We start from the raw sequence: 25185 nt of genomic DNA, 5'->3' as shown, positions 1-25185 counted from the left end.
ATGGATTTTCAGTTCACGGGCGGCAAAACCCGGTAAGATACGCTCCGGGCTGATCGGCGCCGTATAACCATTAGATCAGCGCCTGTCCTGATCGGACAACGGCCGTTTTGTGCATCGTGTATCATTCTTCCAATTTTTAACGGAGGTATCTTGGCCTTTCCTCTCTGCCAACCGGTTACCCGGCAACAGTACAACCGGCTGTGCGCCCATGCCTCGCAGCATCCCGACTTCGTTTTTCTGGGCAGCCAGGCGTCGTCGGGGGGCCGTGGTGGGGCCAGGGGCTTCAGTTGTCTTGCCGTCGAGCAGGCCATCATCGAGGGCATCCCAGGTAATCGAATCGACACCCCAACGCTGGCCGCTGAACTGGAGGCTCTGGCAGACACCTACCGGCAGCCCGGGATCACCGATGCCGAGGTGCCCTGCCCTCTCGCAGGCGGCTGGGTTGGCAGCATTGCCTACGAGTTCGGCTATGCCAGAGAACCAAGGCTGAACAGACTGGCCGGGAACCTCCGCTACCCGCTGTTTTTCGCCGGACTTTACCTGTGGATGGCCAGTGAGGACCTGGAAAGCGGCGCATGCTATCTGTGGGTCCACCCCCAACTGCCCGCCTCCACGGAAAAAAAGCTGGTCGATTGGCTTGACCACCCTGTTAACGATGATCATGAGCCCTGGTTGATAACCAATCATTTCAGCCCAACACAAACACCCGACATTTTTCGGCAAAGGGTCAATCAGGTAAGGCATTACATTCAGTCAGGTGACTGCTACCAGGCCAATCTGTCCCAATCGTTTGAGGGGCACTACCAGGGCAGCCCCTGGGCCGCCTTCAACGCGCTCAGCGATGCCAACCCGACGCCTTATGCAGCTTTTCTCCGCTTTCGGGGTAACGCGGTAGTCTCAGTATCACCGGAACGATTCCTGGCCATTCGCGAAGGTGTGATTGAAACCAGCCCCATCAAGGGCACTCGTGCCCGGGGTCAGAACCCTGAACAGGATGAAGCTTTGGCGCAGGAGCTACTGGCCTCGGAGAAAGACCGGGCCGAGAACCTGATGATCGTGGATTTGCTTCGTAACGACCTCAGCGTCCATGCCCTGCCCGGCTCAGTCAGTGTGGATGAGTTATTTGCCCTTGAGTCCTACCGCAATGTGCATCACCTGGTTAGCCACATTCGAGCCAAATTGAAACCTGGCATCAGCCCGTTACAGGCGTTATTTGATGCGTTCCCCGGTGGCTCCATTACCGGCGCCCCGAAAATCCGGGCCATGGAAATCATTGCGGAGCTGGAGCCCCATTGGCGCGGCCCCTACTGTGGCTCGGTGTTCTATTACGGACTCGATGGCAATCTGGACAGCAGTATCGCGATCCGAACACTGCTGTGCGAACCAGACGGAACCGTCAGATGTTGGGGGGGAGGTGGAATCGTCGCCGACTCCGAGCCGGAAGCCGAATACCAGGAAACCCTGGCAAAAGTGCAGCCGTTGATGCGGTTTCTGGAGGAACTGAAACGCTGATTTGCGCCACCGGGTACCAATAGCGCAAATCAGCGTCAGAAAAGATCAGGCCGTGTGAACAGCGCTGGCCTTCAGGAATTCCTGCCGCAGATCATCGAAATTGTGCACTGCAGGGAACTGCGGGAACTCGTCAATAACGTTCTGCGGTGCATGGAACAAAATACCGGCTTCTGCCTGACCCAGCATGGTAGTGTCATTGTAGGAATCACCGGCCGCAATCACCCGGTAATTCAGCAACTGAAAAGCACGAACTGACTGGCGCTTGGGATCACGCTGACGCAACAGATAGTTGGTGATCTGCCCATTCTCCGCCACTTCGAGTTTATGGCACAGCAGAGCCGGATAGCCCAGTTTTTTCATCAGGGGCATGGCGAATTCATAGAAGGTATCCGACAGGATCACCACCTGGAAGCGCTCACGCAGCCAGTCCAGGAATTCACGGGCGCCAGGCAGTGGGTCCAGGGTGCTGATCACTTCCTGGATCTCCGGCAGCCCGTAACCGTGCTCGTCCAGAATCCGCAGGCGCTGCTTCATCAGCACATCGTAATCAGGAATATCCCGAGTGGTTGCCTTGAGCTCCTCAATGCCGGTTTTTTCTGCAAATGCGATCCAGATTTCCGGGATCAGTACGCCCTCAAGGTCAAGACATGCGAGTTCCACAACGGTCTCCTGAAAAAGTCATAATTGGCCGGGCCAACAAGGCCCGGGTTGTCTGGGGCGTATGATATGAAAATCCTGGCCGGAATGCATCGTGAATCCCATGGATCACCTTATCAGCGAGGCATAAAGATATAGATGCTCATTCCTTCAAGCTATGAGGCATTTGGTGGTAGCCTTTATTTCAGGTTAGATCACGCCTTTATTCACTCCGTTGATCGCACAGTGGAAAAGCCCCCTGGAGCAACATGACTGATATTGAAAATCTCCGCGCTGAACTCGACGGCCAGAGCCCCCGGGCTATCCTCAAGGCGGCGCTGGCACGCTATGACAACATCGCCATTTCATTCAGCGGCGCCGAAGATGTAGTGCTGATCGAAATGGCCCACAAGTTAACCGACAACCTGCAAGTGTTTACCCTGGACACAGGCCGGCTGCACCCGGAAACCTACGAGTTCATCGAGCGCGTGCGAAAGCATTACGGAATCGAGATTGAAGTGCTGTTCCCGGATGCCGGTGAAGTTCAGGACATGGTGAACCGCAAAGGATTATTCAGCTTCTACGAAGATGGCCATTCCGAATGTTGCGGCATTCGCAAGGTCAACCCTCTGCGCAAGAAACTGGCAACCGTTGATGCCTGGATTACCGGGCAACGCAGGGATCAGAGCCCCGGTACCCGCAACGACGTACCGGTAGTTCAGGTTGATTCAGCGTTCTCCAGCGACAACAAGACTCTGGTGAAATTCAACCCGCTCGCGAACTGGAGCTCGAAAGAGGTCTGGGATTACATCCGGATGTCTGAGGCTCCCTACAACACACTGCACGAAAAAGGCTTCGTCAGCATCGGCTGCCAGCCCTGCACCAGGCCGGTGCTGCCGGGCCAGCACGAGCGGGAAGGCCGCTGGTGGTGGGAAGAGGCCACCCATAAGGAATGTGGCTTGCATGCGGGCAACCTGATCGGCAAATCAGGCTAAACCCATTTTGCACCTGTAAAAAAAGCCCGCACGTCATCACTGACGGCGGGCTTTTCTGTTATTCAGAACTTCAATAAACCGGCAGTTCAATATCCTTGAACAATTCCTGGATTTCTGTGCGACTGCCCTGATGCGCAACCACGTTATCGATCATGTCCTTGGTCAGGTGCGGCGCAAACCTGTGCATGAAATCGTACATGTAACCACGCAGGAAAGTCCCTTTCCGGAACCCGATGCGGGTGACGGAAGGCCGGAACAATTTGCTGGCATCCAGCGATACCAGATCGGTATCCACTTTTGGATCAAACGCCATGCTGGCAATAATCCCCACCCCAAGGCCCAATCTTACGTAGGTTTTGATCACGTCGGCGTCCGCAGCGGTAAACACCACTTTTGGTGTCAGGCCACGGGACTGGAAGGCCTCATCCAGCTTCGACCGGCCGGTAAAACCAAACACGTAGGTCACCAGGGAATACTCCGCCAGCTCTTCCAGGGTCAGCTCCTGCCCTTTTGCCAATGGATGATCCTTGGGCACGATTACGCAGCGATTCCATTTGTAGCAAGGCATCATGATCAGATCATTGAACAGATCCATGCCCTCAGTGGCGATGGCAAAATCCACGGCGCCATTGGCCGCCATCTCGGAAATCTGCATCGGCGTGCCTTGATGCATATGCAGCGACACGTCCGGATATTCTTCAATGAAACCACTGATCACCGGTGGCAAGGCGTAACGGGCCTGGGTGTGGGTGGTGGCAATACTCAGGTCACCCTTGCGCTGATTACTGAACTCCTGGGCAATCTTTTTGATGCCCTCCACCCGGCGCAGTATTTCACCGGCCTCCCGGATGATAATCTCGCCACCGGGGGTGATGCGAGTCAGGTGCTTACCACTGCGGGCAAACACCTCCAGGCCCAACTCATCTTCCAGTAACCGAATCTGCTTGGAGATACCCGGCTGGGAGGTGAAAAGGCTCTGGGCGGTGGCGGAGACATTCAGATCGTGGTGCGCCACTTCCCAGATATAACGCAGCTGCTGTAATTTCATTGAGTCTGTCGCTCCCTGGATGAGTCTTTTACCCGATAATACGCATAAGAATTTATTTTTTCATTCTTTTTGGATATACAATTTAATCTGTATTCAGTGTAGACCAATTACCGGGATTCGCAGCCCCACCAACGCGTTGCGTCACCGCAGCCCTTGACTTGTGTGCGACAAAGCACACAATCCGGTAACAACAATGCGCTGATCTCCGGGAAACCATGCTACTGACCACCAAATTTCTCAGGCCAACACCCGATGCCAGAGCCGTGCGAAGGCACCGGCTGGATGCCCTGTTGGAACCGGAGCAAGGTAAAAGGCTGAACCTGATCGTGGCTCCCGCCGGCTTTGGCAAGACCACACTGGTCAGCCAGTGGTGCGCCCGCAACAGCACCAGTACCGCCTGGCTTTCCCTGGATGAGCATGACGACCAGCCGGTGCAGTTCTGGCAGTATGTTATCGGCGCGTTCAAGCACGCCGGGTTGATGGGGCTTGAAGACAGCGAAAAGCAACTGGCCCGGCAGCAGGGTGACGACCTGACCGCCGCCATTACCGGATTGGTCAATGCCCTGGCCGAAGACCGCAATCCCTGGCACCTGGTCCTCGACGATTACCATGTCATCAGTAACGACGGTATCCACCGCCAGTTGGCCTGGTGTATGGACTACCTGCCCCCTGGCATTCTGGTCACCATCGCCTCCCGCACTGAACCCCCACTGCCACTGGCGCGATGGCGGGTCAGGCGCCAGGTTCAGGATATTCATCCGGGCCTGATGGCATTTTCGGAAGACGAATGCAGAGCCTTTTTCCAGGACACCATGGCGATGAACCTGTCCGAACAGGAGATCCGCACTATTTGCCGGCGCACTGAGGGATGGGTTGCCGCCATGCAGCTCTCCGCCCTGGCCGGAAAAACCGAAGCCCTGAAATCCGGCCACACCGGCCACGAACGGATTGGCACGCCGGATGGCGCGCTGATCAGCGACTATGTTCTTACCGAGGTACTGCACCAGCTCCCGGTCGAACTCACCGATTTCCTGCTGGATACCGCCTACTGCCCTCGTCTGTCCAGCTCCCTGTGCAATGCCGTTCGCCAGCGGGATGACAGCCAGGACATCCTTACTCGCCTGCTTTCCCTGAACCTGTTCCTGATCCCCCTGGATAAACACAACCAGTGGTTCCGCTACCATGACCTGTTCCGGGAAGCTCTGCTCCAGCGGATAGAATCGATCGATCCACAACGGGCGGTGGAGCTGCAGTCACGCACCATTGACTGGTTGCTCAGCCATGGCCAAGTTCAGGAAGGCATCGCCCAGATCGTCAGCCAGAACGACACCGACCGCCTGGCCCGGGTGCTTGCCGAGCATGGTAACAACCTGATTCACGGTGGCTACCACCTGCCGGTACTGGCCTGGCTGGATACCATACCGGCACGGCAACTGGCTGAAAGCCCCCAGCTGCAGATGCTCAGAATCTGGGGGCTGTTCTTCGCCAACCGTGTTGAGGGCCTCGAGCCCCTGCTGACGGAAGTCGAAGACCTGCTCGACCGTCGGGTAGCCGATTCCCACCCGGATGCCGAAGGCGCACTGGCTATCCACAGTGAAATATCCCTGGTGCGTTCTTACCTGGCCCGAAGCAGGAATGACGAAAAGAATGCGTCAGACCTCACCCGTCAGGTACTCAAGGACATCGATCAGATCCAGATACCGTTGAAATCCGTCACCTATTACGGCCTCGGCCTCGACTACTTTGGCAAGGGTGAACTCAACGATGCCGAGGAAGCCCTGGAATCAGCCGTTCACTATGGACAGATAGAGCGCAAGGCCAGCACCGCGCTGTCCTCTGGCGGCCTGTTGGCGTGGATTCAGTACAACCGTGGTGACACCGAGCTGGCCCTGAAAACCACCACCCGCGTACGCAACTGGGTGGATGAGCATTTCGCAGACCCAAGCCAGCCACGGCTTATTTCCTGCTGGCAGAACAGCGCGCTGACCGAAATCTACCGTGAACGCAATGAACCGGAGTTGGCCGCCAGTTACCTGTCTCCGCTGCTAGAGCATGTGGAGAAAGGTACGGAGCCCGGACAGCATGTGGTCATCCAGTACGTACGCGGCCACCTTGCGTTCAGCCAAGGCAAACTCGAAGAGGCCGTTGAATTGCTGGATGACGCTGTCGCCGTTGGCAGCAAGCGCCGTGACCACATCCTGTTTGAGCCACCTGCCGCTTCGGCCCTTCTGGCTCGTTGTTACCTTGCGCTGGGCCTCGCTGATAAAGCCATGACCACCCTGAAGGCGGCCCTGGAAACGCCAGCCACCAACCCCCTGAACCGGGAACAGAACCAGATCGCGCTGGCCCGGGTGCAGGTAGCCCAAAAGGATTACCAGAAAGCGCAGGAAACCCTGTCGGCACTGGTTCCGGTGGCGGAACGCAACGCCCATAACCGACATCTGGTGGAGATCCTGTTGGTGTATGCCGATGCTCTCTCGCAGGAGCATCGCACCGACGAAGCAGCCATCATGCTGGAGCGGGCACTGGACCGAGCCGAAAACGCGGGGTTTTTAAAGCTGTTTGCGGAAGAAAGCCCCAGCCTCCGGGCCATGCTGCTGGACTGCCCCCGACTACGAACACCCGGGCGCTGGAACCGTGAACTGCTGACCATGCTGAAAGACCAGCTATCCGGAAACGCCGACATTGCCATATCCAAGCCCCAATCGGACCAGCCTTCTGAAACAACTGACGGGCTGGCCGAACCCCTGAGCCAGAGAGAACAGGAAGTACTGCTGCTGATTAATCAGGGGCTGGCCAACAAGGACATCGCCATCAGGATGGCCGTGGCGCCCGCCACCGTCAAAGCCCATATCCGGAACCTGTACGGCAAGCTCGGCGTTAGCCGGCGCACCGAAGCCCTGGCCCGGGCACGGGAACTGAGAGTGCTCCGTGAGTAGAGGTGTGACACAGATCACACTTCTCGAGAATTAAACCTCTTCACTACGCCCTTTGGACGATCCGTTTACGCCCCGTTAAGCCCTATTATTCAACCATGGTGAGGTTAACGCCTTGCCGGGAATTCTGAACTTCAGGCCTTCAGACTTCTTGTTCCGCGTTGTTTCGACGCCCGGGTTCGTTTGAACCCCTTTCGATAAGAGCCATCCCCTTTCGGGTTGGCTCTTTTTTTATGGGCACGGCCCGAATTAATGCTCGATGATTCGCCGGAACGGTGGCAGCGCGTCCAGCAGCAACTGGCCGTATCGGCGCGCCACTATACGGCGGTCCAGAATGGTTACCCTCCCGGTATCCTGCTCGGTGCGCAACAACCGCCCCACAGCCTGGACCAGCTTTACGGAGGCATCCGGCACGGTGATTTCCATAAACGGGTTGCCACCCCGCTGGGTCACCCACTCAGCCAGACTGGCCTCGATCGGGTCGTCCGGCACTGAGAACGGCAGGCGGGTGATCACCACGTGGTGCAGATACTTTCCAGGCAGATCGATTCCCTCAGCAAAGCTGGCCACTCCGAACAGCACACTGGGCCGTCCTTCATCAACACGAGAGCAGTGCGTGCGCAACACCTCATTTTTCGCCATGTCATCCTGAGTCAGAATCAACTCAGGGTAATCCGGCGCCAGGGCATCCCTCACCTGCTGCATTTGCCGGCGGGATGTAAACAGAACCAGGGTGGCCTTCTCACCGGCCCAGAGACCTGGTAGCCGCTTGATCAGCGCCTCGGCAAAGCCATCATCGGTTGGCATGGCAACCATAGCCGGCACTTCCACCGTGGCCATCTCGCCATAACGGAAGGAACTGGGCACCACCAGATAACGGCTGGCCTCTGGCAATCCGGCACGGGAACGCAAACGGTCGAAACGGCCCAGGGCCGTCAGTGTGGCACTGGTCAGAACGGCGCCATAGACCCGCGACCACAGCCGGGAATACAACAGGTTGTCCGCCAGCACCGGTGAGCTGAACAGGGCAATATCTTCTGCATGGTCCCAACGTTGGCGCACGGCCCAGCGGGCAGGCGGCGGCCCTTTACGAATGACCGGTGCCGCTTCCACCTGCTCTTCGTTTTGTGGAATGACCGGCCCGGATTCACACCAGGCTGCCCACAGGCGTAGCTGCTCCTCTGCCCGGCTATGGAAAGCGCCAATCACCGGATACCAGGAATCGGCAGTGTCCCGGTCCAGTTCCGGGTCTTTTCGCTCATCAAAGGCACTTTGCAGTTCATCCACCAGAGTGCCCAGGTGCCGAACCAGGCCTGCGGTGACAATCCGGGTCTCCGCCGCCAACTCTGCAACCGCCTCCGGCAGCTCGCCATCCGGGTAACGCCACTGGGCGCTGCGCCGTTCGTCATTGAATTCCCAGCCGGTGTTCTGCTCAACCTCTTCGTAAACCTTGCCAAGGGCGAGATCCAGGTCACGGCCAGACGTACTGATTTTCTCAACCGCCTTGGTCGCCTGGGAGCCGCCAGGTAACCAGGGCTGCATTTTCACCAGGGCCTGAGACAACTGTTTCAGCCACTGCCGTGTGGAGTTTAACGGTACCGACGCAGCAAAATGGTTTAACGCCTTGTCTGGCAGGTGGTGTGCTTCGTCAAATATGAACAGGGCATTTTCCGGTTCCGGCAAAATGGCACCGCCGCCCAGGGCAAGGTCGGCCAACACCAGGTCGTGGTTGGCCACCACCACATCGGCGTCGTCGAGGTCTTTGCGGGCATCGAAAAACGCGCAACTGTCAAAGTAGGCACAATGGCGATTGGTACACTGGCGATGGTCGGTGGTCACCTGGCGCCAGATGTCATCGGGAATTTGCTCTGGCCAGTGGTCCCGGTCGCCATCCCATTCGCGTGAACCGTAGGTGGCGAGCATCTTCTCAAAGGTGATTCGGCTGGCTGCCTCGTCATCCATGGGCTGATCAAGAAGGAACAGGGGCATGGTGTCGCTGTCACCATGGCCCTCGTCGTGTAACCGGGATTCCAGCCGAGACATGCACAGATAACGGCCCCGCCCCTTGGCAAGGGTCCAGCTGAAATCCAGTTTGCTGTGTTTGCGAAGATCGGGAAGGTCCTTCAGAACAATCTGATCCTGCAGCGCCACGGTTGCCGTGGAGATCACCAGCGTTTTACCCAAGGCCTTGGCTACGGGTATTGCTGAGATCAGGTACGCCAGGGTTTTACCGGTACCGGTGCCGGCTTCCACCACACAGGTTGCCGGGGGCGAGGTACGCTGGCCATCGTTGTCGGTGATTTCACCCATATAGCGGGCAATCTCCGCGATCATCAGCCGTTGGCCGTAACGGGCGCGAACGTCCTTACCGGCCAACACATCACGATAAGCCTGCTGAATCTGTTGTTTGACGTCGTCAGTCAGCGCCATTATCGCGGGCTCACCCAGTCTCGTACCGTGCCCACCCGGAAACGTTGGCCAGATTTGCTGAGAATCACGCCATCCTCGGTGATACGCTCAACCACCAGGCTGGCAAAGGTGTCGCCAGGGCGAAGATACTGATTGTTGATCATTACCCGGCTGGCCATGGGGTCGGATGAATAGATATGGCTATTGAAGGTCAAATCAGGAACGCTCTTTTGAAACGACAGCGGTAGTTCTACCAGGTGCGGCACTCTGCCCTGAGAGTCTGCCGGCGTCAACACCCTTTCCCGAACAGACTGGTCCGGAACAATCACCAGGGGAGTTTCATTGCCGGATTCAGCCAGGGGCTCGTCTGCCACCTCAAACACCGGAACCACTTCCCGGGTTGGCTCAACCTGTGGCGCCGCCTCGACCGGAGCAGTTTCCGGGGCCACCGACTGCTGCTCGGTGACCACATCATCCGGATCTGCAGCGCTTAGCGCTCCCTGCGCCACTGTCGGTGCGTCCTCCACCGGGCGCTGAACTGAAGGCTGCGCAGGCCAGAACAGGTACGCCATCACCGCTGCATTGAGCAACAGAGCCAGCACCACCCAGACAACGGGTGATAACGGCTTCTTTTTAGGCCTGTAGACCATCTGTACCTGCTGCCCCAGGTCTGGTGCCTTGCCCTGTCGCCGCTCGGCTTCGGATTTTCTCAACGCATCAAGAATATATGACATAGCCTACCCGCTATTGCCCACACGGGCCGCTAACAGCCGGGGTACATTCGTGCCCAGGTCATTATTGATCTGGATAATGGTCATCGGCCCGGCAATTCCATCCACCGTCAGCCCTTTGGCCTCCTGATACCAGCGCACCTGTTCTTCGGTAGTCAGCCGCTTTACCCGGGCGCTCTCTGCCTGGTTCGGCGATATCCGGTCTGCCAGCTCCATCATCCGCGCTCCCATCCATAGCTGCGCCCCGGAAGTGCCAGCAAAAAAACCATCACCCGACATATACTCGGGCATTCGCCACAGCACCCGGAAATCACCATACCAATACTGCTCTAACTGGCGAAACGGAATCTCCCGGGTTTCACCCGTCAACTCGATACTGGCGGTATCACCCTCCAGAGATCGCAGCACCACATAGCCCGTGTCGCCTCGACCATTGCGAAGGTGCAGAATCGCCGGGCGATCCAGAAACTCCAGGCTTCGTCGGCTGCCCTGCCGTTCCAGGCAGCCAAGGCGGACGCTTCGGGCGTAATCGCAGGCAACCGGAAACTGCCGGGCGTCATACTCTTCGCCCCAAACGCCGAACAGCTGCCCAAACGCCTCGGTCAGCGCTTGGGTGTGGCGTTCAAATTCAAAGGAGGTTACACCAGGTTCCGCTGGCTCCGGAAGCGCATTTGGCTCAGCGGTGTCGAATCCGGGTTCAGCCACCACCGGATCACTGACTCGCTCGATGACGCCGGAGATGGCGGGTGCTTCAAGGTCGTCAGCGAGGGTCTGCTCGGTTACCGGCAGCTGGAACAACCAGATAGTGCCGATGATCGCCACCAGAATCGACGCCGATAGCAACAACAGATGACCTGCGCGGGAAACCTCCCTGCCACCACCGGTGGTCTTCGGGCGGCTGCTACCATGAACTTCCCGAGCTGCCTGGCGGATGTGGTCGGCGGTGATCTGGTGTTCACCCTCAGCATAAGCGCCCAGCAGCGCACGATCACTGATCAGGTTGATCAATCGGGGAATCCCCTGGCTCTGGCGATAGAGTTTCCGGACAGCGGCCGGGCTGAAGATATCTCCGCGCAGCCCGGCCACACTCAAACGGTAACGAAGGTAAGCCGGCAGATCTGCCTGCTCAATGGCATCGAGGTGATACCGTGCGGTCACACGCTGGTTGAGCTGGCGCAATTCGGGCAGCGCCAACATGTCCTGTAATTCCGGCTGCCCCAACAGCACAATCTGAAGCAGCTTCTTCTCGGCGGTTTCCAGGTTGGTGAGCAGGCGCAATTGTTCCAGCACATCGGCGGACAGGTTCTGGGCCTCATCAATAATCAGAACTTTATGGCGGCCAGCAGCGTGGGCCTTGAGCAGTTCCTGATTGATGCCATCCACCAGCTGCTTGATGGTGGCTTCCGGCGCGTGGTCGATTTCCAGCTCGTCGCAGATCGAAGACAACAGTTCCCGGGCAGACAACCGCGGGTTGAGAATCAGCGCAATATCGACATGCTGGGGAGCATTCTCGATAAAACACCGGCACACGGTGGTTTTACCGGTTCCCACCTCACCGGTAATGACAATAAACCCGCCCTGCCCCTGCACGCCATACATGAGGTGCGCCAGGGCTTCCTTGTGGCGATCACTCAGGTACAGGTAGCGAGGGTCCGGTGCGATTGAAAACGGAGGTTCCCTAAAGCCGAAAAAATCGTAGTACATGGTTCCTCAGGATCAGGGTTTAGCCTTGTCGGCTCCGCTGACCAGTCGTAATTCAGCGGCCTTTCGGTTCTGTTGTTTCAGGCGACGAACGCACCGTTCAAGCGTTTTCGAAATGCGTGCGTGGGAGCGAATCATCGAAATTTTCGGCCAGGTTGCGCGCTCACCGGCCAGAATCATCTCACGAACATACTCCGGACTGGGGTTGGACAGCATACGACGGAAGTCCCGGAATGCATAGGTGGGCGCAATCGTCACATCACCGGAGTAGCGCTGGGCCATGATGGTGTACATCTGACCAGCCATCTGCCGCATCAGTTCCGGGCGTACCCGCTTTCTCAGATAATCGAACACACCCTGGCCGTGGAACTGGATCTCGGACTTCACCAGATGCATCGGCAGGCTTCCCAGGGACAGCTTTTCGTCCCGACTCTGCTGGCTGAGGAACGGCACAACATGGGGGTTGGTCTGACTGACAATGGTGAAGTTCACATCGTACAGATGAACTAATCGTTCAATCGGAAGGTCGCTGACCACCGAGCCATCCACAAACTTCAACCGGGGCATGTAGGGCAGCGAATTACCGTAAAGGTCTTTCTTCATCAGAGTAACGGGAGGGAAAATGCCTGGCACCGCGGCACTGGCAAGAGCCGCACTCCACACCTGGATATAAGGCGAGGTGTAACCGCACATCAACCGTGCTTTCTGGTGCGTCTGAACCGGCGACACACTGATATTGATGCTTCGCCCGGTGCGCTGGTAGGCCTCTTCAAAGGTATAGTCGCCGATGTTGGCCCGCAGGCAGGTTTTCAGGGTTTCCTGATCCATCAGGCCATCACCCCGCATGGCGCTCATGATCCCCCGCCACTTCCAGGCGTTGAGGTTGTGGTTCTCGGGCACCAGCATTTCGGGGATTTCCGCGTCAGTATGCACGCCGAGAATACCGGCAATGATGGCGCCAATGCTGGAACCCGCAATCACCTGCGGCAGCAGACCTTTTTCCCATAGCGCCTTGATCACCCCAAAATGGAACATACCCAGACTGGCGCCACCGCTGAGCAGCAGCGTTGGCCGGCCATAACTGGTCAGGGTGTCTCGGAAAAACTGCAGCTTGTCATAGACGGGGAAGCCCGGCACCGGATGATCACACAGGTAATCCAGGGCCTCGCACACCTGGGTGATGTATTCCTCGATCAGGTGCTTGGTGCCAACCCGGGAACGGGTGTAAAGCGCGGGATTGCCCATGTTGCCAAGATCATGGTGGAGGCCCTCCCGGAGCGCTCGCTTCAAACGCTCGAAGTCGTTCTGCTGACGATACTGTTTGATGTTACTGAGCCGGTCATAGATCAGCTCATAGTGGTAAAGGTCAGACGCAAAGTCCTCCTTCCACTCTGCATTGCCTTCCAGAAAATCCAGCTCCAGCGCGGCGGCCTTCCACTGTTCATAATTGGGAGCTTCCGCCAACAACTTGCGGAATCGGGCTATCCTGGGGTCCTTGATCACCTGCGGCCTCCCGGCGTGAACGCTCAGAAATCGTCGAGCATGAAGTCGTCATCATCTGCGAAGGGGTCTTGCGTGATCTTACCATCGTTAATCAGAAATTCACGACGCTGCAGGAAAGCATTACGCACAAACGTGTACCGGTCACCAGAAATAAAGCTTTCTGCCGGGATCAGGTCGGCCCGCTTATCAACGAGCTGCAGTGCCCGCAGGTAATACCACTCGGGACTGCTGACCTCATCCCAGGCTGATGGCAACAGGAACCCGTCAGTTGCCATGCCGGTAAAATAGCGCGGGGTCGCCGGGCCGAGGAGCGGCATCACCAGGTAAGGGCCAGAACCGACCCCCCAGTATCCCAGGGTTTGACCGAAATCTTCCGGGCGCTCGGGTAAGTCAAAGGCGGTGGCCACATCAAAAATGCCCCCGAGGCCAAACACCGTGTTGTAGGTGAAGCGCCCGGCGGCCACCACCGCCGACTCACCCTTCAGCTGCAGCAGGCTGTTGCCGAAGTTGCGAATTTCGGTGAGATTGTTGAAAAAATTGGTAATACCCCGGTCGACAATTGTCGGTGTTACCGTGCGGTAGGCTTGCGCGACTGGCCGAAGGAACCAGCGATCAATGGCATCGTTGAAGGAGAACACCTTCCGGTTCCAGTTCTCGTAGGGATCATCGGTATTGACCGGGGTTGAACCCTCGGGAACCGGCTCCTGCATGTTCTGGGCGTGTAACTGGCCACCGGCACACGTCAGCAGGATCAGAGCGGCCAGCGTGGTCAGGCGCCGGGATAAAAGGTTTCTCATGTTGCTCTCTTGGGTTGTTTAACCTGTTTCAGTTCGTCGACAATACCGGCGTTTGATTATTATTATGAAAGTCATCCGGAGGAAATCAGATGTCAGTACCGGGAAACCCCGTCAGTTCCCTGACCATGTCGCTGCGATGGGGCGATATGGATGCATACGGCCACGCCAATAACACGGTTTACTTCCGCTTCTTTGAAGAAGCCCGGATTGTCTGGCTGTCGTCATTGGAACTGGGTGGCGCGGAAGAGCCAACCGGACCGGTCATTATAAAGACCAGTGCCACATTTCTGAAGGAATTGACTCACCCCGCCAACGTCGTGGTTGAAACATACGCGGACAAAGCGGGAAATACCAGTCTGGATACCTACCACCTGCTGAAAGATTCAGATACAGGGGTGGTTTACGCGGAAGGCTACGCCAAGATTGTCTGGATGGACCGGGCTTCCCGAAAGTCCACCCCCCTGCCAGACACCCTGAGGGCGCTGGCAGCGAGGTAACAGGCCTCACCGATGGCGAACAACCACGCTACCGATGGAATAGCCGGCGCCGAACGAGCAGATCACGCCCAGGTCGCCGGTTTTCAGGTCATCCTTGTGTTTATGGAAGGCAATGATCGAACCGGCCGAACTGGTGTTGGCGTATTCGTCCAGAATCACCGGCGCTTCCTCGACCGTTGCATCCCGGCCGAGAACCTTTCTGGCAATCAACTGGTTCATATTCAGGTTGGCCTGGTGCAGCCACATGCGCTTGAGGTCTTCCGGCGTCAGCTGCAGGGATGCCAGATGGCCCTGAATGGTGTCTGCCACCAGCGGTGACACCTCTTTGAACACTTTGCGCCCCTGCTGGATGAACAGCTTGTCCGGCTTGCCAATACCCGATTCGTCCGCCCGGTTCAGGAAGCCGAAGTTATTCCGGATATTGTTGGAAAACTGAGTCTTCAGGCGGGTACCGAGAATTTCAAAACCCTGGCCAGCCTGGGTGTTCTCTTCCCTTTCCACCAGAATCGCCGTGCAGGCGTCACCGAAAATGAAGTGGCTGTCCCGGTCCCGGAAGTTCAGATGCCCGGAGCAGATTTCCGGGCTGACCACCAAAACGGCTCTGGCGCTGCCGTTTTCCACCGCGTTCACCGCAGCCTGGATGCCAAAGGTGGCGGAGCTGCAGGCCACATTCATGTCATAGGCAAAACCGTCGATGCCCATGGCTTGCTGGACTTCAATGGAAATGGCCGGATAGGCCCGCTGCAGGTTGGAACAGGCAACAATCACCGCATCCACATCTGCCGGGGTTTTGCCCGCCTGCTCCAGTGCTTCCTTACAGGCCACAATGGCCATCTCGCACTGGACTGACGGTTCGTCATTATCCCGGTCCGGAATATTCGGTGTCATGCGCCTCGGGTCCAGGATACCTTCACGGTCAATCACATGTCGGCGCTTGATACCCGATGCCTTTTCAATAAAGGCAGATGACGAAGGTTGCAGGGCCGTCAGTTCACCGCGGGCTATCTCTTCCGCATGTTCATCGTTATACAGCTCTACGTATTGATTGAAGGCTTCAACCAGTTGATCGTTTTCAATAATGGCGGGTGGCGTATACAGGCCGGTTCCGCTGATGACGGCTTTAATCACAATAACCCCACGTCATGGTTGTAATAAGACACTATGCTGTCAGAAATACTAACACACACGGCCGGAATTGCCCGCCTGACCAAAGTCCAGTAGCACCAGAACGGTGCAACCCTTCCTCACACTGGCCCGAGAAGCACCCTGTTCAGGCCCTACACCCGTGTGTTCTGCCACTGTTTGTCAAGTCGCTTGGCCGATACGGTCATCGCCGTGCCCAGTTGTTGGGCAAAGAATGAGACCCGGTATTCTTCCAGCATCCAGCGGTACAGCTCCAGTTCAGGGTCCCGCACACCTTGGCGTTTCTGCTGTTCCAGCTTGGTGGCGTAGCGGGCCCACAGTGGCTCAATGGTGTGCAGGAATTCGCGCTCGCGGCCCATCTCCCTGGGCATTTTTTCCAGGCGAATCAAGGCAGCCTCGAAATACACCCCGAAGCGTTCCAGCCACTGGGATGGCGTGGCCACCAGGAAGCCCGGATAGACCAGGTGCTGAAGCTGGAATTTCAGATCTGCCATGCTCTGCGCCAGCGCCAGGTTAATTTTGCCCTTGAGCTGTTTGGCCACTTTCTGGTAACCGGCCATAGCCTGGTAAAGGCGTTCGTCGGCCTGCTCTAACGCCGGAATAAAATCCCCGCGGTGGGCATCGAACACTCGGATAAAGCTTTCTTCGTCTCTGGGCAGGGTTCCGGGCAGGAAGTGTTGCATCACCGCAGACAACAACAGATCGTCCAGCAGCACCTTCGCCTGTCCTACCGGGGCAAACATCAGCGCGGACTGTTTGAACCGGGGCAGCTTGCGCTCAAGGTCCGCGAGGGTGTTGCCAAACCGGTTGATGATCAGCCGGGCAATACCCCGGCGCAGGGTGTCCTCAGCGGTTAACCGGTCCAGGCAGCGAATGGACCGTACTTGCTTGCCCAGGTCCTCAAGGGCGGGATAGACGGTTACCTGCATACCGCCTTTTTCGGTCTGCACCTGCTCGGGCATATTGCCAAACTGCCAGTCACTGAATTCTTTCGGTGCTCTCGAACGATCATCGTCGCTGGTAGCCGAGGCCAGCGCCGCTTCCGCCCGACCCTCCAGCTTGGCCTGCAAATCGTCGGTATCCCGGCTCTCTGCCACCACTTTGCCTTTGTCTCCGGTTACCCGAAGGTTCATCCGCAGGTGCCGGGGCAATTCGTCCTCCGGCCAGGCTTCCGGATCAATCTGCACACCGGTCATCCGGCGCAGTTGATCCCCCAGTTTCAGGGCAAGGGGCTCGTTGCCAGGCTGCATGTTGGCGAGGGCGGCATCGACGAAATCCGGAACCGGCACAAAGTTACGGCGCAGGGATTTGGGCAACCCTTTCACCAGGGCGATGCATTTTTCTCGCAACAGCCCCGGCACCAGCCATTCCAGCCGGCGTGACGGAATCTGCTTGAGCGCCATCAACGGCACCTGCAGGGTTACCCCGTCCCGCTCGCTGGTGGGCTCGAATTCGTAACTGAGCGGGTACTTGACGCCTTCCCACTCCAGATAATCCGGATATTGCTCCGCTGCGCCCTGGTCCAGCGGGCGCTGCAAGACATCGGCCTCGGTCAGCTCCAGTTTGCGAAGTTCGTCGGCAGACAGGCCCTTCCACCAGCTTTCAAAGTGGCGACCGCTAACAATGTCTTTCGGCAGCCTCTGGTCGTAAAAGGCCACCAACACCTCGTCATCCACCAACAGGTCACGACGGCGGGTTTTCTTCTCCAGGTTCTCGACGGTATCGAGCATCTCCCGATTGCGGGCAATAAACGGAGCCTTTGAGCGGTAATCACCCTCCACCAGGGCGCGCCGGATGAACAGATTCCGGCATTCCTCCGGATCTACCTTGGCGTAGGGAATCCGCCGCTTGGCGACGATATCGAGTCCATAAAGCGTCACCTTCTCGTAACCCATCACCTGGGCACGCTTCTGCTCCCAGTGAGGTTCGAAAAAGTGGTGTTTCACCACATGGCCCGCCAGGGGTTCAACCCATTCCGGCTGGATGGCGGCAACCATGCGGGCGAATACCTTGCTGGTTTCCACAATTTCCGCCGCCACAATCCACTTGGGCCCGGACTTGGCCACCTTCGAACCAGGAAAGATCATCACTTTCCGATTTCGAGTGGCCAGGTATTCCCGCTTCTCAACCTTAACCGCCACATGACCCAGCAAACCGGCAAGAATCGCCTTGTGCATGGACTCATAGCTTGCCGGCTGCTTGTTCAGTGCCAGTTTCTGCTCCCGACAGATCAACGTCAGTTGCCGGTGAATATCCCGCCACTCGCGCATTCGCATCCAGCTCAGGAAGGTTTTCTGGCAAAGCCTCTTTAGCTGGTTCTGGGATTGCTCCTGGCGTTGCTCCTCAAACCAGTTCCAGATATTCAACAAGGTGGCAAAGTCCGATTCCTTGTCGTTGAACGGTGCGTGGGCCTGGTCGGCTGCCTGCTGTTTATCCTGGGGCCGCTCTCTTGGGTCCTGGACACTGAGGCCGGCAATCACAATCAGCACTTCGCTCAGGCTGCCCTGCTCAGCGGCCGTCACCAGCATCCGTGCCAGGCGCGGGTCCAGTGGCAGGCGTGCCATGGTCCGGCCGAGACGGCTCACTCGGCGTTTATCGTCAACAGCGCTCAGCTCTTCCAGCAGCTTGTAGCCATCGTTCACCTGGCGGCGATCCGGCGCTTCCAGGAAGGGGAAATTCTGGATATCGCCCAGGCCCGAGGTGGCCATTTGCAGGATGACCGAGGCCAGATTGGTTCTCAGGATTTCCGGGTCGGTATACTCGGGCCGGTTAAGAAAATCGGCTTCATCATAAAGCCGAAAACAAATACCCGGCGCCACCCGCCCGCAACGCCCCGCCCGCTGGTTGGCGCTGGCCTGGGAGATCGGCTCGATCGGCAACCGCTGAATCTTGGAGCGAACGCTGTAACGGCTGATACGGGCAACCCCCGTATCGATCACGTAACGAATACCGGGTACCGTCAGCGAGGTTTCCGCCACGTTGGTGGACAACACAAGCCGCCGGCCTTTATGGGCCTGGAAAACCCGGTTCTGTTCCTGGTTACTGAGCCGGGAATATAACGGCAATACTTCGGTGTGTCGCAACTCCGCATGCCGCAGCACTTTACTGAGCGCCCGAATTTCCCGCTCACCCGGCAGGAACACCAGCACATCTCCTGGGGGCTGCTTCTCCTTGCGTTCGTGCTGTTCGATCTCCTCAATGGCTGACAGTACGCCGTCGGTCCAGCCCTGGTCACGGTCGTCTTCATCGCCGGTCAGGGGCCGATAGCGGACGTCCACCGGAAACGTTCGGCCGCTGACCTCAATAACCGGTGCTTTATCGAAGAACTCGCTGAAGCGATCAACCTCAATGGTGGCGGAGGTAATGATGACTTTCAGATCCGGCCGTTTCGGTAACAGTTGCTTGAGGTACCCGAGCAGGAAATCGATATTCAGGCTTCGTTCATGGGCCTCATCGATAATCAGCGTGTCATAACGATCCAGAAAGCGGTCGTGCTGGATCTCCGCCAGCAGGATGCCATCGGTCATGACCTTGACCCGGGACGCCTCCGAGGTGTTGTCGGTAAAGCGCACCTGGTAACCGATCTGCTGGCCAACCTGTTCACCAAGCTCTTCGGCGATACGGGCGGCGACACTGCGCGCGGCGATCCGGCGCGGTTGGGTGTGGCCAATCAGCCCACGAACGCCACGGCCATGGTTCAGGCAGATTTTCGGAATCTGGGTGGTTTTACCGGAGCCGGTTTCACCGGCGATGATCACCACCTGATGATGACGAATGGCCTCGCTGATGTCGTCCACCCGATCACTGACCGGTAGTCCCGGCGGAAAACTCGCTGGGCGGTGCAGCGCCTGACGCTGGCGCACCTTCTCAAGCCCCTGTTCCAACCAGTTCGCCATCTGTTCCAGGTCTTTCTGGCCCGGCTTGCCCTTGGTTCGGCCCACTCTGCGGATAATGCGCGCCGCTTCCTGCTGGTTACAGACATCCAGCTGGCTCATAACGGCCTTCACTGCCGCCTGAGGATCAGCAGCCGTGGGTTGGGCGTTATCGGGCGTTGTTTTGTCAGTCATTGAACGGCAACAGACTCATGGATTGATAGATGCATCACAAGGCGCCACAGTCTAGCGGGAAATCCAAACGGTAGAAACACAAAGACCCTGCCTGAGCAGGGTCTTTGTGGGAAGCAGTTCAACCTAAGGGTTGCACCATTCGCCGTTTACTTGGCGTTGGCTTCGTCCCGCAGTTCACGGCGAAGAATCTTGCCCACGTTACTCTTGGGCAGCTCGTCCCGGAACTCAAAGTGCTTGGGCACTTTGTAGGCGGTCAGGCGCTCGCGGCAGAACTCTTTGAGTTCGTTTGCGGTGACACCCTCTTTCGTGGGCACCACGTAGACCTTGACGGCCTCGCCACTCTTGGCGTCCGGAATGCCCACAGCGGCGCACTCAACCACTTTCGGATGGCTGGTTACCACGTCTTCAATCTCGTTCGGGAACACATTGAAGCCAGACACAATGATCATGTCTTTCTTGCGATCAACAATGCGGATATAGCCATCTTCCTGGATCAGTGCAACGTCACCGGTTTTCAGGAAGCCATCGTCAGTGAAGGACTTCTGTGTGTCTTCCGGGCGCTGCCAGTAACCACGCATCACCTGCGGGCCTTTCACACACAGTTCCCCGGGCTCACCGATGGGTGTTTCGTTGCCGTCGTCGTCGATGGTTTTAACCACGGTGGACGGGATCGGCAGGCCGATGGTGCCGATCTGGATGGCGCTGCGGGGGTTGAAGGTAACCACCGGAGAGGTTTCAGTCATGCCGTAACCTTCACTGATTTCACAACCGGTCACCCGCTCCCACATTTTTGCGGTATCGCTGGTCAGCGCCATACCACCAGAAGCCGTCAGCTTCAGGCCGGAGAAATCCAGATCCTGGAAGTCCTCGTTGTTACATAGGGCCACGAACAGGGTGTTCAGGCCAATGAAAGCAGAGAACTTCTGCTTCTGCATTTCCTTCACGAAGCCCGGAATATCGCGCGGGTTCGGGATCAGAACGTTGTGGGCGCCGGCTTCCAGCATGATGCCGCAGTTCAGGGTAAACGAGTAGATGTGGTACAGCGGCAGCGGTGCAATCACCACTTCCTTGCCCTCTTCTACCTGGTCTTCCATCATAGGGCGCACCTGGGTCAGGTTGGCCACCAGGTTAGCGTGGGTCAGCATCGCGCCCTTGGCGACACCCGTGGTGCCACCGGTGTACTGCAGTACAGCCAGGTCGTCCAGATTGATGTCAACCGGAGTGAACTTCTCACGGGCACCGGCACTGAGCACCGCCGGCAGTTTGTGGGCAGTCGGCAGGTTGTAGGACGGAACCATCTTCTTGACGTGCTTCACCACAGCGTTCATCAGGGTACGCTTGATGGGTGAATGCATATCGGCAATTTCAGTCACGATCACGTGCTCAATGCCGGTATGGGGCAGCACTTTCTCCGCGTTGTCTGCCATGTTGGCCAGCACCACCAGCGCCTTGGCACCGGAATCGTTGAATTGGTGCTCCATTTCACGGGTGGTATACAGCGGGTTGGTGTTAACAACGATCAGGCCAGCACGCATGGCACCGAAGACAATCACCGGGTACTGGGTAATGTTGGGCATTTGCACCGCAATGCGATCACCCGGTTTGAGATCGGTTTTGTTCTGCAGCCAGGCCGCAAAATTACGGCTCTGAGTATCAAGATCCCGGTATGTCAGGGTGACGCCAACCGCAGTGAACGCAGGCTTGTCTGCAAACTTCTTAACAGCCTGTTCAAATACATCCACCATGTTTTTGTATTTCTTGAGATCTACCTCACGGGGAATGCCGGCGGGGTACTTGTCTTGATAGAACTGCTCAAAATCCATCACCATCTCCTGTCTGATTGGCGCTATTGGGGAGCCACCGGATGGGTTCAGAAGCTCCCTGATTGTAATGTTTTGCCAAGGCCGAGCTGGTCAAAAAATCAACCCGACAAAAGTCTCAGCCTTAAAAAGTCGGGAGAGAATAGCAGTTTTGTTAACGATGAGGTAGTTTTCGAAGCGTTAAACGGTACAACTGTATACCCCTTTCAAACACTTCTTCCGTCACCGGAGTCTGTGATGAGCGACACCCTGGATACCCTTGAAAATATTACCTATGACGAATTGAACGAGGGCGACTCTGCCACCTTCACCCGGACACTGACCGAAGATGAGCTGGTATTGTTTGCTGCGGTGTCGGGCGATGTGAACCCGGTTCACCTGGACTCCGAGTTTGCTGCAGAGTCCATGTTCAAGGAGCGCATTGCCCATGGTATGTGGAGTGGCTCACTGATTTCTGCCGCACTGGCCACGGTTATGCCCGGCCCCGGCACCATTTACCTTGAGCAGAGCCTGGCGTTCAAGCGCCCGGTCAAACTGGACGACACCCTGACCGTCACCCTCACCGTTCTGCGCAAAGAACCGAAGAACCGCGTGGTACTCCAGTGCGATGTGCGCAATCAGAATGACAGCCAGGTGGTGACCGGCGAGGCGAAGGTCATCGCCCCCACCGAGAAAATATCATTGCAAAAGCCACGCCTGCCGAAAATTACTATCGAAAGCTGAGGTCGGGCCCTGTCAGCCCGGGAGGAAATCGATCGGGAATCGAACCTTCCGGGTTTCGACATTATCTGCGCCAAAGTTGAACATCTGTACCCGCATTGCAATGCGTTGCTCCAGGGCCGGGTTACCCAGCTCAGAGCTGACGACCTGGCAGGCAGATACTGAGCCATCCGGCTCTATCACCAACTCCAATGTGACCTTTCCTTCAAGCGTCGGGTCCTGTCGCAGTTCCCGCTGGTAAAGGGCATAAAGCACACTTTTCTGGGTATCGAACACCTGCCGTATATTGCTCATGGCCCGCTCACCTACCGAGGGCCTGCCCTCGGTCGCCGGGGCAACCGCTAGGTCTTCCTGAGGCGCAGAGACGGCTTGCACCGTCTGCTCTGCGAGCGCCACTTCCCGGGCTGGCCCCTCACGGCTCTGGACGCCGCCACTGCCGGCTAACACCCTGGAGCGGTCGTCTTGCGGTTGCTGCACCTCTGCCTGTACATCACCAACGTTGGCGGTCCGGTTCTCGGGCCGGGCTAACGGCTCGGGCGCCTTCAGTGCCGCAAGCCGGTCTTTCATGGCAAACAAACCAGAACGTGCGGCATTTTCCCGGGCCTGCTCGGCCGTCTGCTCCGGGGGTGCCGATACCCTGGGTTCCGGACGGGGTTCCGGGTCGGCCACGACGGGTTCGGCCTCTGCACGCTCGGGCTCGGGTTCAGGCGAGGGCTCAGGATCTGGTACCTCAACTACAACGGGTTTTGGCGCCTCCACCAACTGCGCCAGCCGCGGCGGAATGCGCTCTGCTTCCGACCGTTCCGGTTCAGGTATTTGCAGAGTGGGGATAATCATGGCCGGCAACAGAAACAGCGCAAGCATGACCGCAAGTATCACACCGAAACGCGCGCTCTCCCGTCCATCCCTGCTCCACGGAAGGCGGGCAGTTTGCGTGCTTGGCCTGCGTTCAGCCATTGCGCACCTCCGCCTCTACCGCCAACCGGACCTGCCGGAAATCCTCGTCTACACAGGTTTGCATAATCTTACGCAGTAACCGGTAGTCCGTCTCCTTCCCCGCCATGATGGTGACTTCCAGGCCCTGGTCTGGCACTTCCGCCCAACGGCCCCGGCGATACGCCAGCTCTTCAGACAATCCCGCTATGTGGGTGTCCGAGGCCTCAATGCCGTCCAGCCTCGCCACTTCCCGGCCCTGAACCAGAATGGATCGGCCACTGATCTGCACAGTCAGGTTCTCCACGGCCTCTTTCTCCGCCGTCGAGGTCGGCAAAGGCACGTCTGCCGTATTCTGCATGACCTTCACATCGGAGGAATTCACCATCAGAAAGAACACCAGAATGGTGAAGATATCCATCAGCGACACCAGGTTCAGGCCACCGGCCTTGTGCATCCTGCCGTAATGGCGTTGGCGCAGACGGGCGCGACGCGATGCCTTCATACGCCGCCTCCATCCGCTGCCGCGGCCCGCTGCGCCAGAGTACGATCCTCACCTGCATCCATCAGGGACACATCCGGGAATAACTCAGCCTCGACCACACTGGCGGCAACAACCGCCGGGTAAGAGCGTACCGTATCCATGACCGTTACCAATGTCTGATAATCCACATCCGGGCCCACTTCGAGGGTCACGTCGGTTTTGTCCGGAATGCGGGCCTTGATCTGCTGAAGAATGGCGCTGAGCCCCTGGTAGTCCTGGCTACCATCCTTGACCGGTAGCACTTCAATCAGCCCGCGCTCACTGTCGGCTACTTCCAGGCCGGCGGGAATGACGGTCACCACCAGCCGAAAATTCTCAGAGGCCGGTGCCTGCCCGGCTTCCATGCCGGGGAAGTTCAGCTCAATCATCCGGATCTGGGTGAACACCATGCCCAGTAACAACACCGGCACCAGTACAATCATCAGGTTCAGAAACGCGGTAATGTCCAGATCCGCCTGAGCCGTCAGCCTGCGATGTCTGCGTCTCATATCGCCATACTCCTGTTTACAATGGCTGAAACACGAGGTGCATCAGGCGGCTACCCTGCCAACGTCGGGATCTGACACCATATTCAACAGCTTGACCCCGGCCATCTCGAAGCTGTCCACGATTTCATTGGTTCGTGTTTGCAGCAAGGCGTGGAACAACAACAAAGGAATGGCGGATATCAGGCCAAAGGCGGTCGTGTTCATGGCTACCGAGATGCTTTCCGACAACAGCGTGGCCTTCTGGGCCGGATCAGCTGCGGCAACGGCAGTGAACGCCGCGATCAAGCCAATAATGGTGCCCAGAAGGCCCAAAAGAGTGGCCACATTGGCCAGGGTTGCCAGGTACTGAGTGCGCTTTTCCAGGCGCGGCAGCACTTCCATCAAACCCTCTTCCATGGCGTATTCGATATCTTCACGGCGACTGTTATTCAACAACCGGGAAATACCCGCCCCGAGCACCGAAGCAATGGCACTGTCGGAACTGGTTGCCGCTTTCATGGCCCGTTGGTAGTCCCGTTTTTGGAGGGCGGGCAGAATACCCCGCTCAAACGCCAGGCGGTTGCGCCGCCGCACCGACCCCAGATACAGAAACCGCTCAAGGGTGATCGCCAGCCCCAACGCCAGCACTATGGCAATGGGGTACATAAATGGACCGCCGTCCTGAAAGAATCGAATGATGGTATCGAGCATGCCTTTGTCTCCGTT

19 protein-coding genes are annotated in these 25185 nt (G+C 57.7%); 5 read left to right on the top strand and 14 right to left on the bottom strand.

Annotated elements, in window-relative coordinates; genetic code table 11:
- Window positions 1-150: 150 nt before the first annotated feature.
- Window positions 151-1512 (top strand): aminodeoxychorismate synthase component I, encoded by a 1362-nt coding sequence (gene pabB, locus C7H10_RS16250; protein ID WP_106695678.1) that lies wholly within the window; start codon window positions 151-153, stop codon window positions 1510-1512.
- A 45-nt stretch (window positions 1513-1557) separates the two neighbouring features.
- Here the strand turns inward: pabB and thrH are convergent, their stop codons facing one another.
- Window positions 1558-2172: a bifunctional phosphoserine phosphatase/homoserine phosphotransferase ThrH gene (gene thrH / locus C7H10_RS16245; protein ID WP_058089690.1), complete on the bottom strand. Its 615-nt coding sequence runs from the start codon at window positions 2170-2172 to the stop codon at window positions 1558-1560.
- Window positions 2173-2417: 245 nt separating this feature from the next.
- Here thrH and C7H10_RS16240 point away from each other — a divergent pair, with 245 nt between their 5' ends.
- Entirely contained in the window at window positions 2418-3143 is a 726-nt protein-coding gene (locus C7H10_RS16240) for a phosphoadenylyl-sulfate reductase (RefSeq protein ID WP_061331122.1), read from the top strand.
- Between the two features lie 70 nt (window positions 3144-3213).
- On the opposite strand, the gene cysB is transcribed toward C7H10_RS16240, so the two are convergent.
- A complete protein-coding gene (gene cysB, locus C7H10_RS16235) occupies window positions 3214-4191 on the bottom strand; it encodes an HTH-type transcriptional regulator CysB (protein WP_058089688.1) in 978 nt (325 codons plus the stop codon).
- Window positions 4192-4406: 215 nt separating this feature from the next.
- On the opposite strand from cysB, the gene C7H10_RS16230 reads away from it, so the two are divergent.
- Entirely contained in the window at window positions 4407-7130 is a 2724-nt protein-coding gene (locus tag C7H10_RS16230; RefSeq protein ID WP_106695677.1) for a winged helix-turn-helix domain-containing protein, read from the top strand.
- 246 nt (window positions 7131-7376) lie between these two features.
- Here C7H10_RS16230 and dinG read toward each other — a convergent pair whose 3' ends face one another.
- The 5 genes from dinG to C7H10_RS16205 are packed head-to-tail and all read right to left on the bottom strand — an operon-like array spanning window position 7377 to window position 14268.
- Complete coding sequence (dinG, locus tag C7H10_RS16225; RefSeq protein ID WP_106695676.1) at window positions 7377-9557, bottom strand: ATP-dependent DNA helicase DinG; 2181 nt, start codon at window positions 9555-9557, stop codon at window positions 7377-7379.
- Window positions 9557-10270 carry a general secretion pathway protein GspB gene (locus C7H10_RS16220; protein WP_106695675.1) on the bottom strand — a complete coding sequence of 238 codons (714 nt, stop codon included), beginning with the start codon at window positions 10268-10270 and terminating at the stop codon, window positions 9557-9559. The genes dinG and C7H10_RS16220 overlap by 1 nt, the downstream gene beginning before the upstream one ends.
- 3 nt (window positions 10271-10273) lie before the next feature.
- Complete coding sequence (locus C7H10_RS16215; protein ID WP_106695674.1) at window positions 10274-11971, bottom strand: ExeA family protein; 1698 nt, start codon at window positions 11969-11971, stop codon at window positions 10274-10276.
- A gap of 12 nt (window positions 11972-11983) precedes the next feature.
- The gene (locus tag C7H10_RS16210) at window positions 11984-13471 is read right to left on the bottom strand and encodes a DUF3336 domain-containing protein (RefSeq protein WP_106695673.1); all 1488 of its coding nucleotides are present in this window, start codon (window positions 13469-13471) and stop codon (window positions 11984-11986) included.
- Window positions 13472-13494: 23 nt separating this feature from the next.
- Complete coding sequence (locus tag C7H10_RS16205) at window positions 13495-14268, bottom strand: MlaA family lipoprotein (protein WP_106695672.1); 774 nt, start codon at window positions 14266-14268, stop codon at window positions 13495-13497.
- Between the two features lie 89 nt (window positions 14269-14357).
- Between C7H10_RS16205 and C7H10_RS16200 the strand changes: the two genes are divergently transcribed.
- Window positions 14358-14765, top strand: coding sequence for an acyl-CoA thioesterase (locus tag C7H10_RS16200; protein ID WP_061331114.1), 408 nt, complete (start codon window positions 14358-14360; stop codon window positions 14763-14765).
- 6 nt (window positions 14766-14771) lie between these two features.
- On the opposite strand, the gene C7H10_RS16195 is transcribed toward C7H10_RS16200, so the two are convergent.
- The 3 genes from C7H10_RS16195 to C7H10_RS16185 all read right to left on the bottom strand — a co-directional run bounded on the left by C7H10_RS16195 (window position 14772) and on the right by C7H10_RS16185 (window position 21798).
- On the bottom strand, window positions 14772-15893 hold the full coding sequence (locus tag C7H10_RS16195; RefSeq protein WP_106695671.1) for a beta-ketoacyl-ACP synthase III: 1122 nt from the start codon (window positions 15891-15893) through the stop codon (window positions 14772-14774).
- A gap of 149 nt (window positions 15894-16042) precedes the next feature.
- On the bottom strand, window positions 16043-19975 hold the full coding sequence (gene hrpA / locus C7H10_RS16190) for an ATP-dependent RNA helicase HrpA (RefSeq protein ID WP_106695670.1): 3933 nt from the start codon (window positions 19973-19975) through the stop codon (window positions 16043-16045).
- Window positions 19976-20121: 146 nt separating this feature from the next.
- Window positions 20122-21798 carry a long-chain fatty acid--CoA ligase gene (locus C7H10_RS16185; RefSeq protein ID WP_106695669.1) on the bottom strand — a complete coding sequence of 559 codons (1677 nt, stop codon included), beginning with the start codon at window positions 21796-21798 and terminating at the stop codon, window positions 20122-20124.
- Window positions 21799-22032: 234 nt separating this feature from the next.
- Between C7H10_RS16185 and C7H10_RS16180 the strand changes: the two genes are divergently transcribed.
- Window positions 22033-22518, top strand: a complete 486-nt coding sequence (locus C7H10_RS16180) for a MaoC/PaaZ C-terminal domain-containing protein (protein WP_106695668.1) — start codon at window positions 22033-22035, stop codon at window positions 22516-22518.
- A 12-nt stretch (window positions 22519-22530) separates the two neighbouring features.
- On the opposite strand, the gene C7H10_RS16175 is transcribed toward C7H10_RS16180, so the two are convergent.
- From C7H10_RS16175 to C7H10_RS16160, 4 genes are read right to left on the bottom strand one after another with little or no spacing between them, the layout of a single operon-like run.
- Window positions 22531-23472, bottom strand: a complete 942-nt coding sequence (locus C7H10_RS16175; protein ID WP_106695667.1) for an AgmX/PglI C-terminal domain-containing protein — start codon at window positions 23470-23472, stop codon at window positions 22531-22533.
- Window positions 23465-23953 carry an ExbD/TolR family protein gene (locus C7H10_RS16170; protein WP_106695666.1) on the bottom strand — a complete coding sequence of 163 codons (489 nt, stop codon included), beginning with the start codon at window positions 23951-23953 and terminating at the stop codon, window positions 23465-23467. The genes C7H10_RS16175 and C7H10_RS16170 overlap by 8 nt, the downstream gene beginning before the upstream one ends.
- On the bottom strand, window positions 23950-24480 hold the full coding sequence (locus C7H10_RS16165) for an ExbD/TolR family protein (protein ID WP_106695665.1): 531 nt from the start codon (window positions 24478-24480) through the stop codon (window positions 23950-23952). Before C7H10_RS16165 ends, C7H10_RS16170 begins: the two co-directional genes overlap by 4 nt.
- A gap of 42 nt (window positions 24481-24522) precedes the next feature.
- Window positions 24523-25170 (bottom strand): MotA/TolQ/ExbB proton channel family protein, encoded by a 648-nt coding sequence (locus tag C7H10_RS16160; protein WP_072678221.1) that lies wholly within the window; start codon window positions 25168-25170, stop codon window positions 24523-24525.
- Window positions 25171-25185 lie beyond the last annotated feature (15 nt).

The sequence above is a fragment of the Marinobacter shengliensis genome, assembly GCF_003007715.1.
Taxonomy (GTDB): Bacteria; Pseudomonadota; Gammaproteobacteria; order Pseudomonadales; family Oleiphilaceae; genus Marinobacter; species Marinobacter shengliensis.
Note: the sequence above shows the minus strand (reverse complement) of the source record. Positions and strands in the feature narration are given on the sequence as shown.